Source organism: Flavobacterium sp. GW823-FHT04A11 (assembly GCF_058796535.1).
This window is the reverse complement of record NZ_CM179503.1, coordinates 1,670,059-1,687,612: the sequence shown is the minus strand read 5'-3', so window position 1 is coordinate 1,687,612 and position 17,554 is coordinate 1,670,059. Positions and strand designations below refer to the sequence as shown.

Sequence of the window (17,554 nt, the reverse complement as noted above, 5' to 3'; positions counted from 1 at the left end):
CAAAAAAAAACTTCATCAATAAATATGACTGATGAAGTTTTGTGAGTATTTTATATTTGTATTATTTGTACAATACTTTCTTCACAGCTTTCACTACATCTGCTGCGTTTGGCAACCAGTCTTTTAGTAAAACAGGAGAGTAAGGTGCAGGTGTATCTGCAGTTGTAATACGCTGAATTGGCGCATCAAGAAAATCAAAAGCTTGTTCCTGAACGATATACGTGATTTCAGATGAAATACTAGCAAATGGCCAAGCTTCTTCTAAAATTACTAAACGGTTTGTTTTTTTAACAGATTTAAGAATAGCATCTTTATCCATAGGACGAACTGTTCTTAAGTCGATAATTTCGCAAGAAATTCCTTCTTTAGCTAATTCATCAGCAGCGATAAAAGCTTCTTTGATGATTTTCCCGAAAGAAACAATAGTAACATCTTTTCCTTCACGTTTAACATCAGCAACTCCTAATGGAATTGTGTATTCTCCGTCCGGCACTTCTCCTTTGTCTCCATACATTTGCTCAGATTCCATGAAAATTACAGGATCATTATCGCGAATTGCAGATTTCAAAAGTCCTTTTGCATCATAAGGAGTTGAAGGTACAACTACTTTAAGACCCGGAGTATTTGCAAACCAGTTTTCTAAAGCCTGAGAGTGAGTTGCTCCTAATTGACCTGCAGAAGCAGTTGGTCCACGAAAAACGATTGGCACATTAAATTGTCCACCAGTCATTTGACGCATTTTAGCAGCATTATTTATAATTTGATCAATACCTACTAAACAGAAGTTGAATGTCATATACTCTACAATAGGACGACAACCGTTCATAGCTGATCCTACTGCAATTCCTGTAAAACCAAGCTCAGCAATTGGAGTATCGATTACTCTTTTTTCGCCAAACTCAGCAAGCATTCCTTTTGAAGCTTTGTATGCTCCGTTATATTCTGCAACTTCTTCGCCCATTAAATATATGGATTCATCGTGACGCATTTCTTCGCTCATCGCTTCACAAATGGCCTCTCTAAATTGTATTGTTCTCATATTTATATTGTATGTTGAATTTTCTGAAGAGCAAAAATAAATATTTTAAATAACTTAAAAGCATAAATTGAATTTAAAATCACACGAACTTCTTTCTTCAATCTGGTTTTAACTTTTTAAAGTTTATTGTGATATTTACGAAATCGATGTAAAAGACATTCCAGCCTGTAAAATAGATTTTTAAAACGATCTTTACCTTATTTGTTAATTCTGAAAATTAGATCAGATTCTTCTTCTAAACTTCTTTATTAAAAAAACAGCAGAAATTGACTCCGTTTTAGTCCCTCATTATGTATATACAAATTGCAAAATCGCTAAGAATCAATTGAAATGATTCCGTTTTTGTTTTTGTTTACCGATGAATAGCACCTGAAAATCAACAATCTTCGAAAACGTAATAGTTTTCAAAAAATATTATGCATGCATAGTATATTATTCCGATTTTAATTTCTAAATTTGTAAAAGAATATTATAAATATAAAATATATACTTATGAAAATATTAGTTTGCATCAGCCATGTGCCTGATACTACTTCAAAAATTAACTTCTCCAATGGTGATTCAGAATTTGATACCAACGGTGTACAATATGTAATTAATCCTAATGACGAGTTTGGTTTAACACGTGCAATTTGGTTTCAGGAACAACAAGGCGCTAATGTAACTGTAGTAAATGTAGGAGGCCCTGATACGGAGCCAACTTTACGTAAAGCTTTGGCAATTGGTGCAAATGAGGCAATTCGAGTAAATGCAAACCCAACTGATGGTTTTTTTGTTGCAAAACAATTGGCCGAAGTAATTAAAAATGGTGGTTACGATTTAGTAATTGCAGGAAAAGAATCTTTAGATTATAATGGTGGAATGGTTCCCGGAATGATTGCAGGAATTTTAGGTTCTAACTTTTTAAACTCTTGTACTTCTCTAACTATTGACGGAAATAATGTAAAAGCTGTTCGTGAAATTGATGGTGGAAAAGAAACGGTAAGTACTACTTTACCTTTAATCATTGGAGGTCAAAAAGGTCTTGTTGAAGAAAAAGATCTACGTATCCCAAACATGAGAGGAATTATGACTGCAAGAACAAAAGTACTTACTATTCTTGAGCCAATTGACGCTCCTGTAAATACAAAAGCAGTGAAGTTTGAAAAACCAGCTCCTAAATCAGCAGTGAAATTAATTTCTGCAGATAATTTAGACGAGTTAGTTAATTTATTACACAACGAAGCAAAAGTAATCTAGTAAACAGTTTTCAGTCGCAGTTTTCAGTTTTCGAACTTGAAACTTTAAACCTGAAACTTTAAACTTCTAAACAAAAAATTATGTCAATATTAATATATGCAGAATCTGCAGAAGGAAAATTTAAAAAAGTTGCTTTTGAATTAGCTTCTTACGCTAAAAAAGTAGCAGAATCTTTAGGAACTACCGTAACCGCTTTAACTATAAACGCTGGTGATGTAAGCGAATTATCAAAATACGGAGTTGATAAAGTATTAAAAGTAAACAACGATAAATTAGCAGGTTTTACAGCAAAGGCTTACGCCGATGTGATCAAACAGGCTGCTGAAAAAGAAGGAACAAAAGTAGTTTTACTTTCTTCGACTACAGACAGTATATATCTTTCATCATTAGTTGCAGTATCATTAAATGCTGGTTTTGCATCGAATGTTGTGGGATTACCTATTAGCACTTCGCCTTTTCAGGTAAAAAGAAATGCTTTCTCAAATAAAGCTTTCAACATTACTGAAATTTCTACAGATGTAAAAGTTCTTGGTTTGGCTAAAAACTCTTACGGAATTTTTGAAAGTGCAGGATCTGCAACTGAAGAAGATTTTAACCCTTCAATTGGAGACAATGACTTTGGCGTAAAAGTAGAATCTGTAGAAAAAGTAAGCGGAAAAGTTTCTATCGCTGATGCTGATATCGTGGTTTCTGGCGGACGCGGATTGAAAGGTCCTGAAAACTGGGGATTAGTTGAAGATTTAGCGGCTGTTTTAGGCGCTGCAACTGCATGTTCTAAACCAGTTTCAGATTTAGGATGGAGACCTCACAGCGAGCACGTTGGACAAACAGGAAAACCAGTTGCTACTAATTTATATATTGCAATCGGAATTTCAGGAGCGATTCAGCATATTGCAGGTATCAACTCTTCAAAAGTAAAAGTTGTCATCAATAGCGATCCTGAAGCGCCTTTCTTTAAAGTAGCCGATTATGGAATTGTTGGAGATGCTTTTGAAATTGTTCCTAAATTAACAGAGAAATTAAAAGCTTTTAAAGCGCAACATTCTTAGTGTAAAAATCTCTATAAAATATAGCTGCCTAAAAATAAGATAATCGTATCTTTGTTTTAGGTGGCTTTTTTGTTCCATATTTTTTGATTAAAATTGCACCTTTATTTTCCAATCAAAAAAAGTACTAAAATGTGGCATTAATTGCCCTTTTTTACCCATATATATGAGTCTAGTAAAATTATCCATAAAAGGAATATCATACAGCCAAACTCAAAATGGCGCTTATGCCTTAATTTTGAATGAAGTCGATGGCGAAAGAAAATTACCCATTGTTATTGGCGCTTTTGAAGCCCAGTCGATTGCTATTGCCTTAGAAAAAGAAATCAAACCTCCTCGCCCGTTAACACACGATTTGTTTAAAAACTTTGCAGAAAGATTTGACATTGTCGTAAAACAAGTGATTATTCACAAACTTGTTGATGGCGTTTTTTATTCCAGTTTAATCTGCGAAAGAGACAAAATCGAAGAAATTATCGACGCCAGAACTTCTGATGCGATTGCTTTGGCATTACGTTTCAACGCTCCGATTTTTACTTATAAAAACATTCTGGATAAAGCCGGTATTTATTTAAAATCAAATACTGCAGAAACAGATCAGGGTTCTCAGGAAATAGACGATGTACTTTCTAATCCCGAAACTTTTGGTCATGAGGAAGAAACAAATCAATCCGGAGATGTTTATGCCAAACATAGCCTTCAGGAATTAAATGATCTTTTAGATCAGGCGGTTTCTCAGGAAGATTATGAAAAAGCAGCCAAAATTAGAGACGAAATCTCAAAAAGATAAAATTATTGTTTAATCGTTGATTTGTTAGTCGTTAAATCAATTAAACAAATCAACGAATAACCGAATAAACCAAATATGAAACAATACTTAGATTTAGTAAAACATGTTTTAGAAAATGGTAACCAAAAAGGAGACCGAACCGGAACCGGAACAAAAAGTGTTTTTGGTTACCAAATGCGTTTTGATTTAAGTGAAGGTTTTCCAATGGTTACTACCAAAAAATTACACTTAAAATCGATCATTTACGAACTGCTTTGGTTTTTAAAAGGCGATACTAATATCAAATACCTTCAGGAAAACGGAGTAAAAATCTGGGATGCCTGGGCAGATTCTAATGGTGATTTAGGTCCTGTTTACGGACATCAGTGGCGTAACTGGAACAGCGAAGAAATTGATCAGATTTCTGAATTGATTACCGAATTAAAAACAAACCCAAATAGCCGAAGAATGCTAATCTCGGCGTGGAATCCATCGGTTTTACCGGATACAAAAAAATCATTTGAAGAAAACGTTGCCAATAATAAGGCGGCTTTGCCTCCTTGTCATGCATTTTTTCAATTTTATGTTACAAGTCCGGATCCTGAAAAAGGAGAAACAAAAGGAAAACTTTCTTGTCAATTGTACCAGCGAAGTGCTGATATCTTTTTAGGAGTTCCGTTTAATATTGCTTCTTATGCACTGTTAACGATGATGATTGCACAAGTTTGCGATCTTGAAGCGGGTGAATTTATTCATACTTTTGGAGATGCACATATTTACAACAATCATTTTGAACAATTAGAATTGCAGTTAACACGCGAACCAAAACCATTGCCAAAAATGATTTTGAATCCTACAATCAAAAATATTTTTGATTTTGATTATGACGATTTTACACTTGTAGATTATGAACCGCATGCGGGCATAAAAGGAAGTGTTGCCGTATAAATAATTACAAAAAACAAACACGAATTTCACAAATTTGCACCAATTTAATGGTTTGCTTAGTTTGTGAAATTCGTGTTTAAATTATACTACTAAAACACTATTTTCACTTCCGGCATAGTCATTCCATTTGTATGAATCTGCCTCAGGATCATTCACATACATTCCGTCAATTACATACTTAAACTCGTAAATAGCATCTTTTACTAAGTCATAAGTAGCCTTAAAAGTTCCGTTTTTTAACTTACTTAAAGTTCCTTCTTCGACATTCCAATTATTAAAATCCCCAACTACAGCAGCCGAACTTGCGTCTTTAGCTTCTACAGAAAATGTAACTTTACAAACTGGCTTCGTTTTGATAAATTGCTTTTTTAAAGACATAACTATTTAATTTTTAGATTGATACGTCTAAATTACATAAATTCATTCATACCCGCTATAGTCACTGAAGTGATTTATGACAATAGCAAAAAACGCATATTTTTTTCATCATATCGATAATTTTAACACTACTTTTTTTAACATTTAGAATTTAAAACTGTTTTTAAATGAAATATTCCAGCAATCAACTGGCTGAATTTCAAAATAAATTCTAACTTTATGACCTCATTTTATACGTTATGGAAAAAGAAGTTCACGAGCAATATGAATATGCCAGAAGAAGATTAAGACAAAAGAAAGTACTTTATTTTCACTTCGTACTTTTCTTAATAGGAAGCTTATTTTTGTTTGTAGCGAATAGATTTTTTGGTTTAGGGGCTAATACTGAACAAAATTGGTGTATTTGGGCCATCACAATATGGCTTTTCATTTTTATTCTCCATTTTATAAAAGTCTACATTACAGACAGATTCATGAATAAGAAATGGGAAAGAGAACAAATTGACAGACTTGTTGCTTTGCAGCAAAAAAGAATTAGTCAGTTAGAATCAAAAATAAACGAGGATACAGATAACAAAATTTAGTTCATCATACCATGATTATAATGATAGCGGCTGTTGCCGAAAATAATGCGCTTGGAAAAAACAATGAATTAGTTTGGCATTTGCCGAATGATTTTAAGAGATTCAAAGAACTTACTACCAACCATCATATTATTATGGGAAGAAAAACTTTTGAAAGTTTCCCAAAACCATTACCAAACAGAACTCATATTGTGATAACGCGTCAGGAAAATTACAAGCCTGAAGGTTGTATTGTTGTAAACAGTATCGAAAAAGCAATTGAATTATGTCCTGAAAATGAAGATTCATACATTATTGGCGGGGGAGAAATCTACAACCTGGGTTTACCTTTAGCGGATATTATAGAAATTACCAAAGTTCATCACACTTTTGAAGCCGATGCGTTTTTTCCTAAAATTGATGAGAATGAATGGTTATTGGTAGAATCTGAAGAAAATTTTAAAGATGAAAAACATCTTTATGATTATACTTATGAAACTTACATAAGAAAATAAAATTAGCAGCTCATTTTCTTTAGCCTAATTTATTTCACCTCATTTTTAATTATTCTATCTTTTTTATTTTTTTATATATTGGTTACTATGCCGAATTATTTAATTTAGCCTCCAATTATAAACTAAAAATAATATAATGAAGAAATTACTTTACTTATTAACTGCAATTACAACAATATTAACATCTTGTTCCAGCGAAAATGATAATGATTCACCTAATCAAGAAGATCTACATTTATTAAAAAAATTTGTTATCACTAAAGATGGCAAGACAACTTATACAGGTGAAAACATTTACAATGAAAATAGAATCGTAAGCTTTAGCGATTCAAATGGAAACAAATCAAATTACATATATACTGGAGATTTAATTACAAAAATAGAAGACATTAACTCTAAAGGAATAATTATTACAACTAGACGATATAGTTACTCTAATAATAAACTTGAATCTATAATATATGAAGATACAGGGAGCACTATTAATCTAAAAATTAAGTTTACTTATAATATAGACGGAACAATTTCTTATAAAAAAACTTTTGTAACAGTGGCTAGTGGTGCCGAAAAAGATGAAGGTAGTACAGGGAAATATACTTTTAAAGATGGTAATTTGATAAAAAGTGAAAGCTTCTATTATGATAGCCCTGAAAGCTTAACAATAAGCGAGTATGATTCGAAAAATTCTAGTAATAAAAATGTTATAGGAGTTAAACTATTATTAGATCACGGTTCCGCTTCTACTAATAATTTAGTTAAACAAACTATTACAACATATTCAGGTAGCAATTCAACATCTACCATATCAACTTACACACATACATACGACGCAAAAGGTTACCCAACAGAAATGACTCACTCAAAGAATGACGGAACCTCTACTACTATCGAAACAATTAAATATTTCTATTAACTAAAGATCAATTAAAATTTCATATAAATTTGTCTCATTGGGAAAAGCACCAATTAGAAGTTTCATGTTAGAAAATAAAAAACATCCTCATAAAAATGAGGATGTCTTTAATAAAAAATGATTTCCAGCTTAGGACTTATTCAAGAAATAGTATTTGGATAACATGACGTAAATTACAATTGTTAAACAACTGAAACTATTGTTAAATGATTTGATTTTTGAGAATAAATCTCAAAAAAAGAGTCCTTAATACCAAATACCACGAAGGTATTAAAGACAGAAAATTAAAATTTCCAAAAACAAATTTAATCCTAAGAACGTATTTTGCGCTTTAAAAAAATAGTATTACCATTAAAAAATAATACTTTCAAAACTACTTACAAGAACAAATGAATTACCAGCACAAAAAAAGTATTCATTTGATTTGAGTCACTAACTAACTATCAATCATTAAAAATTCTAATATTTTTATAAGACAAATGTGACAATATTATCTTGTTGCCACAATACCCACTTTCCGTGATTTTTTCAAAATACCCACTTTCCGTGATAACCAAAAGGCAATCCTTTATCTTGAGAATATTTTTCTAAAACATTTGATTTACAATTTAAAAAACCCAATAACAGTTAAGTCAGATTGTATTATATTTGCGTAAATAAAAAATAATGACTGAAAAAGTAACCCCATATAAAGACTCTACATTAGGCAAAAAAGAGCAAGTTGCACAAATGTTTGACACTATCTCTGGAAACTATGATAATTTAAACCGCGTAATTTCATTTGGAATTGATATTAAGTGGAGAAAAAAAGTACTAAAAATAGTTTCTGACAAAAAACCTAAAATCATTCTTGACATCGCGACAGGAACAGGCGATCTTGCTATTTTGATGGCACAAACGAATGCTGAAAAAATTATAGGTCTGGATATTTCTGCGGGAATGCTTGAAGTTGGAAAAAAGAAAGTTGAAGAAAAAAAACTGTCAAACACTATTGATTTAGTTTTAGGGGATTCTGAAAGCATACCTTTTGAAGATAATTATTTTGATGCGATTACAGTAGGCTTTGGAGTTCGAAACTTTGAAAACTTAGAAAAAGGCTTTGCAGAAATTTTAAGAGTATTGAAACCAAACGGTGTTTTTGTAATTTTAGAAACTTCGGTACCGGATAAAACTCCTTATAAGCAAGGTTATAAATTTTACACTAAAAATATACTTCCACTTATAGGAAAACTATTCTCTAAAGACAATTCGGCTTATGGATATTTGTCTGAATCTGCCGCTGTTTTTCCTTATGGAGAAGCTTTAAACAATATTTTGAGAAAAATTGGGTTTATAGATGTTGTGGCGATGCCTCAAACGTTTGGAGTTGCAACCATTTATTCTGCTTCTAAAAAATAGTATGAAAAAAACAGTAATCTTACTTTTATTAGTCTTATCGACAAAAGGATATTCTCAATTTGCTAAAAACATGTTTAGCAAAGATCCTATTATTAACCTTGAAAACTGGCAAAAACAGCGTTTGTATTTTGGTTACTTTTTAGGTTTTAATAGTTTCGACTTTAAATTTGATTACAAAAGTCCAGGTCCAGACATTCAGGTAAAAAAAACAACTGGTTTTAATGTTGGTGTTGTTGCCGATTTAAGACTGCAGGAATATATTAACCTGCGTTTTGAGCCAGGATTATATTATACAAAAAGAGATTTGTATTACCCTGAAATGCCTTTAGAAAAAGATTATTTAAGAGAGGTAAACAGTACTTATATTCATTTTCCTTTATTACTGAAATTTTCATCGTTGCGTACCGGAAATATTCGTCCGTATTTGGTTGGAGGAATGTCGACTACGTTAAATTTATCCAGCAATTCAAAATCGCAGGACGATAATCACGAAGGAAAATTCAGGGTTAAACCCTGGACTGCCGCTTATGAACTTGGTTTTGGAATAGATATTTTCTCTGAATATTTTATTTTCTCTCCTTCTATTAGAGGAATGTTTGGAATTACGGATGAATTGATTCGCGATAATCCTGCAAATGGGCCTAGTCCGTGGACGGATAATATTGATTCTATGAAATCAAGAGCGATTTTAATAAATTTCACTTTTCATTAAAACAATTTCTCAACTATTTCGTTTAAATTCACTTAGAATAATTGCTGTTGCAGTAGCTACGTTTAAACTTTCGGTTTTTTGTAGCTCTCCAAATCTTGGAATTGTGAGTCGGCTGGTAACTGTTTTTTCAATCTCTGCCGAAATACCATTGGCTTCATTACCCATAATAATGATTCCATTTTGAGGTAAATTTGATTGATAAATGTTTTCTCCGTTCATAAAAGTTCCAAAAACAGGTAATTTTGTTTGCGAAATAAAAGTTTTCAAATCGACATAATTTACATTTACTCTGGTAATAGAACCCATTGTAGCCTGAACTACTTTTGGATTGTAGATATCAACGGTTTCTTTTGAACAGATAATTTGTTTGATGCCAAACCAATCGCAAAGACGCAAAATGGTTCCTAAATTTCCGGGATCACGAATGTCGTCTAGCGCTACGATTAAACCAGAATCGATTATTTTATTTTCGACAGGAATTTTAAAAACCGCCAAACATGAATTTGGAGTTGACAAAGCACTTATTTTTTTCAGTTCCTGCTCATTAATAAGCGTGCGTTTTGAAGACGAAACTGTTTCAAAATCATTTTGTGTGGTGTATAAATGTTCTAATTCAAAATTGGATTGCAACAATTCCTGAATTACTTTTACTCCTTCGGCAAAAAATAATTGATTTGCAAAACGTTGCTTTTTTTGATGTAAACCTGTTATAAGCTTTATTTGGTTTTTACTAACCATAAAATAATGTACTTTTGAATTAAATATTAAAAAACACTTGAAAAAGAATTCCACAAAAATAGTAGCATTTATTCTAATAGCAATATTTATTTCTGCTTGTAATGCCGTAAAAAGAGTTCCGGATGGAAAAAACCTTCTTGTAAAAAATAATATTCTCGTTAACGGAAAGTCTACAAATGACGAAACCGCAACAAATCAAATGTATCAAAAACCAAATGGTACTTTATTAGGTTACAAATTGCGTTTGAATATGTACAATTTGGCCAATTTAAATCCTGATTCTACTTATCAGGCAAAATTTAAAAACAATCCGGGTCTTTATGAACGTCAGGCAAAAATATTATCTGCAAAACAAGTAGATCGTCTTGGCCAGTCTTTTTTATATAAAGGAATTCACGAATTTTTAAAAAATACCGGAGAACCACCCGTAATTATTGATACTGCAAAAACAAAAAAATCGTTGCTTCGTTTAAAATTCTATTATTTCAACAACGGTTATTTTAATGTAAAAACAGATTATGATATTGATAGCGTAGGCAGAAAAAAAGCTCAGGTAAATTACAATATTACAACCGGACCGGGTTATATGTTAGATTCAATTAAAACCAATATTCTTACGCCTGCTTTAGATTCATTATACAAAACAAACAATGAACCTTCTCTTTTAAAATCCGGAAATCAGTTTAAAACTTCAGATTTTGAAGAAGAAAAAAGCCGCATTACCACTTATTTCAGAAATCATGGTGCTTACTTTTTTCAGCCAACTTACATTAATTATAATATTGATACGATTGGAAAACAAAACAAGGCCGATGTCACTTTAATTATAAAAAATAATAACATTCAGGAAAGAGATTCAAGCCGTACAGAACCTTTTAAATTATACAAAATTAGCGATGTAAACATTTATACTGATTATTCGCCTACGAATGCAAAAGCAAAAGTTAACGACAGTACGACTTACAATAATTTTAATTTGTACAGCTACAAAACTTTAAAATACAAACCGCGCGCGATAACCGACGCTATCTTTATTACAAAGGGAAGTACTTTTTCTGATACTCGTACCACGCTTTCATCCCGATATTTAAATAATTTAAAGATCTTTAATTATCCTTCGATACAATATGAAGTCGATAAACGAGATCCGGAAGGAGAATCTTTGATCGCGAATGTTTATTTGACACCAAGAAAAAAATATAGTTTCGGAGCTACTTTAGACCTTACACACTCTAATATTCAGGATTTCGGAATTGGAGCGAGTGTTTCTGAAACGATTCGAAATGTATTTAACAGAGCTGAAACCCTGGAAATTTCGGCACGTTTAAATATTGGTTCATCAAAAGATATGGCGAACCCGAATGATAATTTCTTTAATGTATCAGAATACGGAATTGACATGAAACTTAATTTCCCAAGAATTTTGATGCCTTTTGGAACTGAAAAAATTATTCCGAAAAGAATGATTCCTTCTACAAGTATTGCTGCGGGTTTTTCGAAACAAACAAATATTGGTCTTGACAAGGAAAATTTTACAGGAGGATTATCTTACAACTGGTCTCCTAAACGCCGTAATACTGTAAAACTTGATTTATTGAATGCGCAGTTTGTACGTAATTTAAATCCGGGCAATTATTACAGAGTTTATACTTCATCATATAAGGAGTTAAACGGAATTGCGAATCAATATAATACTGATCCTTCAAACCTTGATGATAACGGAAACTTAATTATCAGTCAGGGAACGACAAATTTTACAAATGAAGTTTTAAACGGACAAACATCATTAACTCCGACAGATCCTCAATATAAAGATGTGGAAAGTATTGAAGAAAGAAGAGTTCGATTGACAGAAAATGATTTTATTCTTGCCACAAGTTATACTTTTACAACCACTACGAAAAAAGACCTTGCTGACAATACTTTTTATCAGTTCAAGACAAAAATAGAATCTGCAGGAACTTTATTAACTGCTATTTCAAATATTGCCAGTTTGCCTAAAAATACAAATGGCAACTATGACATTTTCAATTTAGAATATTCAGAATATATCAAAACAGAATTAGATTACATCAAACACTGGGATTTTGGTAAAGAAAAAGTTTTGGCGGTAAGAAGCTTTTTTGGAATCGCAATTCCGTTTGGGAATTCAGATTATATTCCTTTCTCCCGAAGTTATTATTCCGGAGGTTCAAATGATAATCGTGCCTGGCAGCCTTATTCATTAGGTCCGGGAAGTACCGATGCAATGAACGATTTTAATGAGGCCAATATGAAGATTGCAATGAGTGCCGAATTTAGATTTAAAATCTTTGGCGATGTTAAAGGAGCTATCTTTGCAGACGCCGGAAACATCTGGAATGTGCTCGATAATGTGACTGACGACAAGGCAAGATTCAACAACTTAAACGATTTAGCTGAAATTGCTGTGGGTTCCGGATTTGGTTTACGTTACGATTTAAGCTTTTTTGTTATTCGTTTAGATTTGGGCTTCAAGACCTATAATCCGGCGCATCCGGCGGGTGATCGTTGGTTTAAAGAATACAATTTTGGGCACTCGGTTTTAAATTTTGGAATAAATTATCCATTCTAATGCTAATTAATTCTTATTTTTGCAACCTAAAAACTAAAAACAACTATAAAAAAAATTACAATGGCACACAACATTAAACCGGGAGTAGCTACAGGAGATCAGGTTCAGGAGATTTTTAATTATGCGAAAGAAAAAGGATTTGCTTTACCAGCAGTAAACGTTACTGGTTCAAGCACAATCAATGGAGTTCTTGAAACTGCAGCAAAACTAAACGCGCCAGTTATTATTCAATTTTCAAACGGAGGAGCACAATTTAACGCTGGAAAAGGATTATCTAATGCAGGCGAAAAATCAGCAATCGCTGGTGGTATCGCAGGAGCAAAACATATTCACACTTTAGCAGAAGCTTATGGTGCAACTGTAATTTTACATACTGACCACTGTGCAAAAAAATTATTGCCTTGGATCGATGGTTTGTTAGATGCATCTGAAAAACATTTTGCAGAAACAGGAAAACCATTATTCAGTTCACATATGATCGATTTGTCTGAGGAGCCAATCGAAGAAAATATTGAGATCTGTAAAGAGTATTTAGCGAGAATGAGTAAAATGGGTATGACATTAGAAATCGAGCTGGGTATTACAGGTGGTGAAGAAGATGGTGTTGACAACTCTGATGTTGACAGTTCAAAATTATACACGCAGCCAGAAGAAGTAGCTTATGCTTATGAAGAATTATCTAAAGTAAGCCCTAAATTTACTATCGCTGCAGCTTTTGGAAACGTTCACGGTGTTTACAAACCAGGAAACGTAAAATTAACTCCAAAAATCTTAAAAAATTCTCAGGATTTCGTTCAAAACAAATTCAATACCGGAGCTAATCCTGTAGATTTCGTTTTCCACGGAGGTTCAGGTTCTACACTTGAAGAAATCAGAGAAGCGATTGGATACGGAGTTATCAAAATGAACATTGATACAGATTTACAATTTGCATACACAGAAGGAATTCGTGATTATATGGTTAAAAACATTGACTATTTAAAAACACAAATTGGTAACCCTGAAGGTGCTGATGTTCCTAACAAAAAATATTATGACCCAAGAAAATGGGTACGTGAAAGCGAAGTGACATTCAACACAAGATTGGAGCAGGCTTTTGCAGACTTGAATAACGTAAATACTTTATAAGAGTATTCAGTCTCAGTTTTAAGTATTCAGTTAAAAAACGAACTGAATACTTAAAACTAAATAAAAAACTGATTACTGAAATTGATTACTGAACACTGAATACTTAGAGAAATGGCTTGGTTTAAAAGACAGGAAAAAGGGATTACGACCGCTACAGAAGATAAGATGGACGTTCCGAAAGGATTGTGGTACAAATCTCCTACTGGAAAAATTATTGACGCTGACGAATTAGCCCGAAACTTATTTGTTAGTCCGGAAGATGATTTTCACGTTAGAATTGGAAGCGCAACCTATTTTGAAATTTTATTCGACAACAACGAATTTGTTGAGTTAGATAAAAACATGACATCAAAAGATCCTTTGCATTTTGTGGATACAAAAAAATATGCAGAGCGATTGAAAGATGTAATGGAAAAAACTCATCTTAAAGACGCTGTGCGTACCGGAGTAGGAAAATCTAAAGGAAAAGAACTTGTAATTTGCTGTATGGATTTTGCCTTTATTGGTGGATCTATGGGAGCTGTTGTAGGTGAAAAAATCGCAAGAGGTATTGATCACGCGATCAAAAACAAAATGCCATTTGTAATGATTTCTAAATCTGGTGGAGCCCGTATGATGGAAGCAGCTTATTCGTTAATGCAATTGGCGAAAACATCTGTAAAATTAGCGCAGCTTGCCGAAGCTGGTTTACCTTATATTTCTCTTTGTACAGATCCAACTACCGGAGGAACAACTGCATCTTATGCCATGTTAGGAGATATTAACATCTCTGAGCCAGGTGCTTTGATTGGTTTTGCTGGTCCGCGTGTGGTTCGTGATACTACAGGAAAAGATTTACCGGAAGGTTTTCAAACCGCTGAATTCCTTTTAGAACACGGTTTCCTTGATTTTATTACGGCCAGAAAAGATTTGAAAAACAAGATCAACTTATATATTGATTTGATTCAGAATAACAATATTAGATAGTTTTTAAACTTCTAAAAACATAAAATCCCATTCGCTTTTGCAAATGGGATTTTTTTATATCTTTAATTCAAATCTTAATTATGAACAAAATTTTTATTGGTTTGATGGTTTGTTTTCTTCTTTTGAATTGTAGTAAAAAAGACGAGAAGCTCAGGATTAAAAATAAGCCCTATATTATTTCATATGAAGATGACAAACTAAAAAAATATGTAGATTCATCGAATAAAACAGGTAAGAAAATAGTTTTACCTTTTAAAATTTTTTACGGAGAAAACCATCTTCTTATTGATAAAAAAGGTGGTTTATATTACTATCAACAAAAGTACACAGGAATTGACTGTGGAACAGGTAGAGAAAACGACACCCTTCCTCATTTCCTTAATTTACAGCCTAAAGACCTTCTGAAAATCCCAGAAACTAGCTTAATAGATTTTTTATCTGAAAACATTTTGAGTAAAGAAGAAAACAGAAAAATTTTAATTGTTGCATCCCAAAATGACACAATAAAAAACACTTCTTTTTTCGATTTTATAAACAAAAACAAATTACGAGCCTACTTAATAAGAAGAACCACTCAAGAAGAAGATACTGTTCTAAAATATAAGAAAACCAATCAGTCTTATTATTCAGATGAAATTAAATGGGATAAAACTAAAATTAAAATTCCAAGTTTGAAGTAGAAATAAATGAGAAAATTGTTTTCGATATTATTTTAAATTTAAAACATTCCTTTATCAATTACTTCTTGTCTGAAAAATTGTACTTTTGCTTTATACAGTAAATAGTAGTTTTATAAAAAGTAAATATCAAAAAATGTATCAAACATAAATTGACCTGTTTTTTACCAAAACCGATTTTTTTTTAAAACATTATAAATATCTTTGAAACATGAGCACAGCAATAAAACCAAATCATATAGGGCGAAAAATTAGCCGTATTCGTGAACTGAAAGACATGAAGCAAGAAGCATTAGCACAAGCTTTAGGAACAAACCAACAAGCTATATCTGCTATGGAAAATAGTGAAACTATAGACGACGCAAAACTTGCAGAAGTTGCAAAAGCACTTGGTGTTAGTGTTGAAGCAATAAAAAACTTTACCGAAGAAAATATGATAAATTATTTTAATACTTTTTATGACAATAGTTTTGCACATGGAACAATGAGTCCATATTATTGCACATTCAATCCAATAGATAAAGTAGTAGAACTTTTAGAGCGTATGCTTCAGGCAGAAAAGGAAAAAAATGAATATTTAGAAAAATTACTAAAAGAAAAATAAGATTTACAAACATATAGATTTCGATCCTCAATCCTGAGAAATATTTCTTAGGATTTTTTTATATCTTTAATTCAAATCTTAATTATGAACAGAATTTTTATTGGTTTGATGGTTTGTTTTGTTCTTTTGAATTGTAGTAAAAAAAACGAGAAGCTCGGGATTAAAAATAACCCCTATATTATTTCATATGAAGATGACAAACTAAAAAAATATGTAGATTCATCGAATAAAACAGGTAAGAAAATAGTTTTACCTTTTAAAAGTTTTTACGGAGAAAACCATCTTCTTATTGATAAAAAAGGTGGCTTATATTACTATCAACAAAAGTACACAGAAATTGACTGTGGAACAGGTAGAGAAAACGACACCCTTCCTCATTTCCTTAATTTACAGCCTAAAGATATTCTAAAAATCCCTGAAAGTAGCTTAATAGATTTTTTATCCGAAAACATCTTGAATAAAGAAGAAAATAGAAAAATTTTAATTGTTGCATCCCAAAATGACACAATAAAAAACATTTCTTTTTTCGATTTTATAAACAAAAACAAATTACGAGCTTACTTGATAAGAAGAACCACTCAAGAAGAAGATACTGTTCTAAAATATAAGAAAACCAATGAGCCTTATTATTCAGATGAAATTAAATGGGATAAAACTAAAATTAAAATTCCAAGTTTGAAGTAGAAATAAAATGAGAAAATTGTTTTCGAGATTATTTTAAATTTAAAACATTCCTTCACCAATTACTTCTTGTCCAAAAAATTGTACTTTTGCTTTATACAATAGTAAATAGTAGTTTTTATAAAAAGTAAATATCAAAAAATGTATCGAACATAAATTGATCTGTTTTTTACCAAAACTAATTTTTATTAAAGCATTATAAATATCTTTGAAACATGAGCACAGCAATAAAACCAAATCATATAGGGCGAAAAATTAGCCGTATTCGTGAACTGAAAGATATGAAGCAAGAAGCATTAGCACAAGCTTTAGGAACAAACCAACAAGCTATATCTGCTATGGAAAATAGTGAAACCATAGACGACACAAAACTTGCACAAGTTGCAAAAGCCCTTGGCGTAAGTGCGGAAGCTCTAAAGAATTTTACTGAAGAAAATACGATTAATTATTTCAATAATTTTTATGACAACAGCACCAGCACTGGAATAAATGGAATGTTCAACCCAAGTCATTGTACATTCAATCCATTAGATAAAGTGGTTGAACTTTTTGAGCGTTTGGTTCAGGCAGAAAAAGAAAAAGTCGAGTATTTAGAAAAATTATTAAAGGATAAATAAGATTTCAACATAGAGTTTCAATAACAAAAT

19 protein-coding genes are annotated in these 17,554 nt (G+C 31.9%); 16 read left to right on the top strand and 3 right to left on the bottom strand.

Annotated features, from left to right (window positions below; genetic code table 11):
- Positions 1-61 precede the first annotated feature (61 nt).
- Positions 62-1,039 carry a pyruvate dehydrogenase complex E1 component subunit beta gene (locus AC3QL1_RS07415; RefSeq protein ID WP_056244882.1) on the bottom strand — a complete coding sequence of 326 codons (978 nt, stop codon included), beginning with the start codon at positions 1,037-1,039 and terminating at the stop codon, positions 62-64.
- A gap of 492 nt (positions 1,040-1,531) precedes the next feature.
- Here AC3QL1_RS07415 and AC3QL1_RS07410 point away from each other — a divergent pair, with 492 nt between their 5' ends.
- The 4 genes from AC3QL1_RS07410 (at position 1,532) to AC3QL1_RS07395 (ending at position 5,041) form a co-directional block, all read left to right on the top strand.
- The gene (locus AC3QL1_RS07410) at positions 1,532-2,278 is read left to right on the top strand and encodes an electron transfer flavoprotein subunit beta/FixA family protein (RefSeq protein WP_492496429.1); all 747 of its coding nucleotides are present in this window, start codon (positions 1,532-1,534) and stop codon (positions 2,276-2,278) included.
- Between the two features lie 80 nt (positions 2,279-2,358).
- Complete coding sequence (locus AC3QL1_RS07405) at positions 2,359-3,327, top strand: electron transfer flavoprotein subunit alpha/FixB family protein (RefSeq protein WP_492496427.1); 969 nt, start codon at positions 2,359-2,361, stop codon at positions 3,325-3,327.
- A gap of 163 nt (positions 3,328-3,490) precedes the next feature.
- Positions 3,491-4,114, top strand: coding sequence for a bifunctional nuclease family protein (locus AC3QL1_RS07400; protein WP_492496425.1), 624 nt, complete (start codon positions 3,491-3,493; stop codon positions 4,112-4,114).
- Positions 4,115-4,189: 75 nt separating this feature from the next.
- The gene (locus tag AC3QL1_RS07395; RefSeq protein ID WP_492496424.1) at positions 4,190-5,041 is read left to right on the top strand and encodes a thymidylate synthase; all 852 of its coding nucleotides are present in this window, start codon (positions 4,190-4,192) and stop codon (positions 5,039-5,041) included.
- An 81-nt stretch (positions 5,042-5,122) separates the two neighbouring features.
- Here AC3QL1_RS07395 and AC3QL1_RS07390 read toward each other — a convergent pair whose 3' ends face one another.
- Positions 5,123-5,419, bottom strand: coding sequence for an isoamylase early set domain-containing protein (locus AC3QL1_RS07390; protein ID WP_492496422.1), 297 nt, complete (start codon positions 5,417-5,419; stop codon positions 5,123-5,125).
- A 239-nt stretch (positions 5,420-5,658) separates the two neighbouring features.
- Between AC3QL1_RS07390 and AC3QL1_RS07385 the strand changes: the two genes are divergently transcribed.
- The 5 genes from AC3QL1_RS07385 (at position 5,659) to porT (ending at position 9,520) form a co-directional block, all read left to right on the top strand.
- Positions 5,659-6,003, top strand: a complete 345-nt coding sequence (locus tag AC3QL1_RS07385; RefSeq protein ID WP_492496421.1) for a 2TM domain-containing protein — start codon at positions 5,659-5,661, stop codon at positions 6,001-6,003.
- An 11-nt stretch (positions 6,004-6,014) separates the two neighbouring features.
- Positions 6,015-6,497 (top strand): dihydrofolate reductase, encoded by a 483-nt coding sequence (locus tag AC3QL1_RS07380; RefSeq protein ID WP_492496420.1) that lies wholly within the window; start codon positions 6,015-6,017, stop codon positions 6,495-6,497.
- 136 nt (positions 6,498-6,633) lie between these two features.
- Positions 6,634-7,410, top strand: coding sequence for a hypothetical protein (locus AC3QL1_RS07375; protein ID WP_492496418.1), 777 nt, complete (start codon positions 6,634-6,636; stop codon positions 7,408-7,410).
- Between the two features lie 666 nt (positions 7,411-8,076).
- On the top strand, positions 8,077-8,808 hold the full coding sequence (ubiE, locus tag AC3QL1_RS07370) for a bifunctional demethylmenaquinone methyltransferase/2-methoxy-6-polyprenyl-1,4-benzoquinol methylase UbiE (protein ID WP_492496417.1): 732 nt from the start codon (positions 8,077-8,079) through the stop codon (positions 8,806-8,808).
- Between the two features lies 1 nt (position 8,809).
- Entirely contained in the window at positions 8,810-9,520 is a 711-nt protein-coding gene (porT, locus tag AC3QL1_RS07365) for a type IX secretion/gliding motility protein PorT/SprT (RefSeq protein WP_492496415.1), read from the top strand.
- Between the two features lie 9 nt (positions 9,521-9,529).
- Here the strand turns inward: porT and AC3QL1_RS07360 are convergent, their stop codons facing one another.
- Positions 9,530-10,258 (bottom strand): TrmH family RNA methyltransferase, encoded by a 729-nt coding sequence (locus tag AC3QL1_RS07360; RefSeq protein WP_492496413.1) that lies wholly within the window; start codon positions 10,256-10,258, stop codon positions 9,530-9,532.
- Between the two features lie 37 nt (positions 10,259-10,295).
- On the opposite strand from AC3QL1_RS07360, the gene tamL reads away from it, so the two are divergent.
- From tamL to AC3QL1_RS07325, 7 genes are all read left to right on the top strand, one after another.
- Complete coding sequence (tamL, locus tag AC3QL1_RS07355; protein WP_492496412.1) at positions 10,296-12,851, top strand: translocation and assembly module lipoprotein TamL; 2,556 nt, start codon at positions 10,296-10,298, stop codon at positions 12,849-12,851.
- 60 nt (positions 12,852-12,911) lie between these two features.
- On the top strand, positions 12,912-13,979 hold the full coding sequence (fbaA, locus tag AC3QL1_RS07350; RefSeq protein ID WP_492496410.1) for a class II fructose-bisphosphate aldolase: 1,068 nt from the start codon (positions 12,912-12,914) through the stop codon (positions 13,977-13,979).
- 111 nt (positions 13,980-14,090) lie between these two features.
- On the top strand, positions 14,091-14,945 hold the full coding sequence (gene accD, locus AC3QL1_RS07345) for an acetyl-CoA carboxylase, carboxyltransferase subunit beta (RefSeq protein WP_492496408.1): 855 nt from the start codon (positions 14,091-14,093) through the stop codon (positions 14,943-14,945).
- An 80-nt stretch (positions 14,946-15,025) separates the two neighbouring features.
- Complete coding sequence (locus AC3QL1_RS07340; RefSeq protein ID WP_492496406.1) at positions 15,026-15,625, top strand: hypothetical protein; 600 nt, start codon at positions 15,026-15,028, stop codon at positions 15,623-15,625.
- A 208-nt stretch (positions 15,626-15,833) separates the two neighbouring features.
- Positions 15,834-16,226 carry a helix-turn-helix domain-containing protein gene (locus tag AC3QL1_RS07335; protein ID WP_492496404.1) on the top strand — a complete coding sequence of 131 codons (393 nt, stop codon included), beginning with the start codon at positions 15,834-15,836 and terminating at the stop codon, positions 16,224-16,226.
- An 84-nt stretch (positions 16,227-16,310) separates the two neighbouring features.
- Positions 16,311-16,910, top strand: a complete 600-nt coding sequence (locus AC3QL1_RS07330) for a hypothetical protein (protein ID WP_492496403.1) — start codon at positions 16,311-16,313, stop codon at positions 16,908-16,910.
- Between the two features lie 212 nt (positions 16,911-17,122).
- Entirely contained in the window at positions 17,123-17,524 is a 402-nt protein-coding gene (locus tag AC3QL1_RS07325) for a helix-turn-helix domain-containing protein (RefSeq protein ID WP_492496401.1), read from the top strand.
- The last annotated feature ends 30 nt before the right edge of the window (positions 17,525-17,554 follow it).

Excerpts from the sequence above, each read along its gene's own strand:
- AC3QL1_RS07415 (WP_056244882.1), bottom strand. The coding sequence starts at position 1,039 with ATGAGAACAATACAATTTAGAGAGGCCATTTGTGAAGCGATGAGCGAA.
- AC3QL1_RS07410 (WP_492496429.1), top strand. The coding sequence starts at position 1,532 with ATGAAAATATTAGTTTGCATCAGCCATGTGCCTGATACTACTTCAAAA.
- AC3QL1_RS07405 (WP_492496427.1), top strand. The coding sequence starts at position 2,359 with ATGTCAATATTAATATATGCAGAATCTGCAGAAGGAAAATTTAAAAAA.
- AC3QL1_RS07400 (WP_492496425.1), top strand. The coding sequence starts at position 3,491 with ATGAGTCTAGTAAAATTATCCATAAAAGGAATATCATACAGCCAAACT.
- AC3QL1_RS07395 (WP_492496424.1), top strand. The coding sequence starts at position 4,190 with ATGAAACAATACTTAGATTTAGTAAAACATGTTTTAGAAAATGGTAAC.
- AC3QL1_RS07390 (WP_492496422.1), bottom strand. The coding sequence starts at position 5,419 with ATGTCTTTAAAAAAGCAATTTATCAAAACGAAGCCAGTTTGTAAAGTT.
- AC3QL1_RS07385 (WP_492496421.1), top strand. The coding sequence starts at position 5,659 with ATGGAAAAAGAAGTTCACGAGCAATATGAATATGCCAGAAGAAGATTA.
- AC3QL1_RS07380 (WP_492496420.1), top strand. The coding sequence starts at position 6,015 with ATGATTATAATGATAGCGGCTGTTGCCGAAAATAATGCGCTTGGAAAA.
- AC3QL1_RS07375 (WP_492496418.1), top strand. The coding sequence starts at position 6,634 with ATGAAGAAATTACTTTACTTATTAACTGCAATTACAACAATATTAACA.
- ubiE (WP_492496417.1), top strand. The coding sequence starts at position 8,077 with ATGACTGAAAAAGTAACCCCATATAAAGACTCTACATTAGGCAAAAAA.
- porT (WP_492496415.1), top strand. The coding sequence starts at position 8,810 with ATGAAAAAAACAGTAATCTTACTTTTATTAGTCTTATCGACAAAAGGA.
- AC3QL1_RS07360 (WP_492496413.1), bottom strand. The coding sequence starts at position 10,258 with ATGGTTAGTAAAAACCAAATAAAGCTTATAACAGGTTTACATCAAAAA.
- fbaA (WP_492496410.1), top strand. The coding sequence starts at position 12,912 with ATGGCACACAACATTAAACCGGGAGTAGCTACAGGAGATCAGGTTCAG.
- accD (WP_492496408.1), top strand. The coding sequence starts at position 14,091 with ATGGCTTGGTTTAAAAGACAGGAAAAAGGGATTACGACCGCTACAGAA.
- AC3QL1_RS07340 (WP_492496406.1), top strand. The coding sequence starts at position 15,026 with ATGAACAAAATTTTTATTGGTTTGATGGTTTGTTTTCTTCTTTTGAAT.
- AC3QL1_RS07335 (WP_492496404.1), top strand. The coding sequence starts at position 15,834 with ATGAGCACAGCAATAAAACCAAATCATATAGGGCGAAAAATTAGCCGT.
- AC3QL1_RS07330 (WP_492496403.1), top strand. The coding sequence starts at position 16,311 with ATGAACAGAATTTTTATTGGTTTGATGGTTTGTTTTGTTCTTTTGAAT.
- AC3QL1_RS07325 (WP_492496401.1), top strand. The coding sequence starts at position 17,123 with ATGAGCACAGCAATAAAACCAAATCATATAGGGCGAAAAATTAGCCGT.